Origin of the sequence: Streptococcus sp. 4155 (assembly GCF_013276695.1) — a bacterium.
GTDB classification, from domain to species: Bacteria; Bacillota; Bacilli; order Lactobacillales; family Streptococcaceae; genus Streptococcus; species Streptococcus pseudopneumoniae.
In genome coordinates, this window is sequence record NZ_VMLM01000063.1 from 1 (window position 1) to 3,517 (window position 3,517).

Here is a 3,517-nt window from a genome sequence, read left to right on the forward strand (position 1 = left end):
TTTGTAGTATAATAAAAAACTTCTTATTTTATGTTTCCTTAGGGCTTCCTAACCCTTATGTCACGCGCTTTTGAACAAAAAATACTAACATTACTTTTTATTACTTGCTCCCCCAAAGTACGCAAAAAGGGGAGCAAAAAAGCCCCACAAAAGGGCTAAGATTTGACGAGTTCAGCAGGCAAGAAACTAGCACGGTCAAACGTGCTTTTTTTATTGCTGGCTGCTGATAGGTATATTATACCATGAAGCGCGTGGTTTATAAGATTATGACCTCACAAAAGCCCCCAGATTCGTTTCTGAGGGCTTGTAGTTTATCCGTGGTGTTTTGTTGTCCAGTACGAAATCAAGCGAAATAGGGGGCGAATATGAAGCCTCAGCCTACATTTGCCTACTTATATGCTTCTAGCTCTCCGTTCTGGTGGATTCTCGCAAAGTTTAAGACGGCTATCTGTTTGTATCGGTGGTAGCTAGTGGAGCTAGTACCTGCCATCTCTACGCATTCACTCATTGTTTTCTTTCTCATATAGCAATAATGGATAATAAAGTATTTTCTGGCTCGTTTGTTCTCTATGCTGTTGATGTCGTGGGCGAATATCTCCAACCCCTCACGGATTGCTTTTTCATGTTCACCACTCAAATTCCACTGATCAGGTAAGACAAGTTTCCAAGCCTCTTCATCGATACTAACTTGGTTTTCACTCCCTGCCATCCTCTGGAATCTCAGAAAGTATGTCATCCTCTCTCTGACGTTCATCATCGTTTTAAACTTATCCAGCTCCATTAGTTCGCTCCTTTGTGATATAATAATATTGAGATTATAGCTGAGGCGGAGCGCCTTGGCTTTTTTTCGTTTTCTCTATGTTCGCTCTAGATTCAAATGATTTCCCGTGAGAAAAAATGTACAATGACGGTGTGAAGCTCATAGAAGCGCGTGGGGAGGGAGATAGCCCCCGTATCTCCTTATGGTTTGATAAGCAATTAAAGGATGTTTTTATCTCTCTTATTTCCTTGTCATTCTGCAAGGAGTAGATCCGAAATAAGAGGGCTAAAAACTTCACTTATCTGCTTGTCGTTTCTCAGGGAGTTAAGGAGGGTTATTATTGCTCTTATCTGCTTGATAAATGATAGGGGGATATAGCCACTTTCTCGGCGTTCGCTCGGAGTTCAACGGCTTATTAGCCCCTTATTTTTAAAGCATTTTTTTTGCCACTACCTCACCAAAACCTCACCATTGGAAAACTCCTGTACCTTACCAAAATCTTACCGTTCTATGGCTCTAAAAAAGTAGCCATACCTTGTGGTATCCTTGGGGTTCTATCACTAGAAAAAAATCCCTGTACCTTTGTAAAACCTTAGTATTTTGAAGTATGTGACCTTAGCCTAATCTTAGCCTATTTTTAATATTTTTAAATACACAACCTTGTACTAACCTTGTACTTTTTATATGTAACCTCACCCTTATCTCACCCTTTTTTGGAACGCTTACCGCACCCTTTTTGGAACGCTCTACTTACTTAAATCCTTGATATATCTAGCTTTTTTAACATTTAAACCGTCTAATATGTAGTATTTGTTCGTTTGGTAAATTACACACTACTTCATATTGTCCTACAATCTCGAACCATTCAGCCAAAATCTATCCCCTTTTTTAGTATACTTCAAAAACTTCTTATAGTGCTTATGATACCTGTCACGTTTCATATACTTGGGTCTTTCGGGGAAACCATCAAACATATATCCACCACGTCTAGGACTCCACCCTGGTTCTACCTTTCTGGCTTCTTTTAGTGCAAGCTCCCAGTAGTATTGGCAATCCGTTTTACTACGGTTCAGGGTGCTCTTGTGGATATCTAGACAAGTACCGCAACTAAAATATAAATATCGTTTATAAAGCAACCTGCACCGTCTCCCACAATCAGGGCAAAGAAAGAAATATCGATTACCTCCCTTAGTTCCTGCTATTCTGTCTAATTCAAATGACTCTCCACCAAAATCAATCATTAAACTATCCAAATCAATCTCTAAACGTTGACCGTCCAACTCGGCTATACCCTTAGTTATTCCTCTCAGCTTCATTGGTTTAGTGATTGTTTCTATTGCTAACTGCTTCATTATTTCCCCCTATATGGAAAAACCCAAAACTATTGACTTGTTAACAAAAAGGGGATTGCTCCCCTTCCTGTGCTTATTGACCTGAATAACCAGCAAGTCCTTTATATTCGCCCTCTACGTCCAACTTTTGGAGTAGGCTAATACTTTCATCGCCCAGCTTTTCCAACGTACCAAAAGCGGTCATAGAGTCCATAGGGATAGGCTTATCAGAAAGCAAGCGATCAGCATAGTCTAATAGTTCCAGCTCGTAGTCTGTGATCTTTTCCAGCAAACTCTCAAAATCCTCTGACTCTTTGAGTTGAAGCACGCGCTCCCGTTTATAACGTTCTTCAAATGCTTCATCGTCCACTGGTTGGTTGTAGTAGTCTTTAAAACTGTCACAAATACGCTTGAAGGTCTTGTTTAGTTTCTTATCCTCCACATACTCAGCTACAAGCGTCCCTTTATCCTTGTGAGTTATTGAAATAGATGGTACTTCATAAGTCCCAGTCATATATCCCAGTAGCGCGTGACCTGCTACCAGAGCAGTATCTAGATCTTTAAATTCGTAAGTGAAAGTAAATGTTTTGACTTTGTCTGAAAATGTTTTTAGGGTCATGTTGTTTTTCCTCTTTCTGTTTTAAGGTAAATTATGTAAAATACCTTGTTTTTGCCATTTTTATCTATGTTTTTTATACACTTAGAAAAAGTTTTATACACTTTATTTTTGAAGTGTATAAAATTAAAAGCCTGTCATATCAAGGGTTTAAGCCCTGTTTTATACGCTTTATACACTTTATACACTAGTTTATATAATTTACAGGAATTATAGTGCTTAATACTGTAAAAGAAAAAACCTGCCGTATAAAGTGTATAAGTGTATAAAGTCCTTGGCGCTCTAAGGGTTGCAAGTATAACACTTTTTTATCAAGTGTATAAAGTGTATAAAGTTATTGCTTCTTTTTTGCTTTACCATTAAAGTATCCCCGTTCATTTCTAGCTTTTCTCCGTTGCTCTGGCTTTTCCCTACCGTTAAAATATGGATGTGCGTAAGGCGCTGTATCTTCATGCGGATAGAAACCAGAATGAAGTTGTCTCCCTGATGGTATTACTTTCTGGCCTGTGGTTATCCAACTTGGTAGATTACTTTTTATCTCTCGATGCAACCCCATTTCTGTCTTGTGTAGTTTCACCCCATAATATTCCGTAAATCCTTTCCAGTTATGGAAAACAAAACTATTAGGCAAAAACTCACTTGATAGTTCATCAGTAAAGAATGAAGATACAAAAGCGATAACTGGGTTGTTATCCTCATGGTATTCTTGCAAAATCTCCTTTGATTTCTCTGGTGTGATGTCCTTTGTCGGTGTTTCAAGGGCTAGGCGTGTGAGATACTCTAATACTTCTTTCCTGTTGATGTAGTCGT

The 3,517-nt window shown here is 38.6% G+C and carries 4 protein-coding genes; all 4 read right to left on the reverse strand.

Features of this window, described 5'->3' with window-relative positions:
• Positions 1 to 388: 388 nt before the first annotated feature.
• Positions 389 to 781 carry a transcriptional regulator gene (locus HT715_RS08095; RefSeq protein WP_120719108.1) on the reverse strand — a complete coding sequence of 131 codons (393 nt, stop codon included), beginning with the start codon at positions 779 to 781 and terminating at the stop codon, positions 389 to 391.
• Between the two features lie 827 nt (positions 782 to 1,608).
• Complete coding sequence (locus tag HT715_RS08100) at positions 1,609 to 2,112, reverse strand: hypothetical protein (RefSeq protein WP_119941674.1); 504 nt, start codon at positions 2,110 to 2,112, stop codon at positions 1,609 to 1,611.
• Between the two features lie 73 nt (positions 2,113 to 2,185).
• Entirely contained in the window at positions 2,186 to 2,710 is a 525-nt protein-coding gene (locus tag HT715_RS08105) for a hypothetical protein (protein ID WP_138702102.1), read from the reverse strand.
• A 331-nt stretch (positions 2,711 to 3,041) separates the two neighbouring features.
• Positions 3,042 to 3,517: primase-like DNA-binding domain-containing protein (locus tag HT715_RS08110; RefSeq protein ID WP_275690528.1), on the reverse strand; the 476-nt coding region annotated here is incomplete at its 5' end.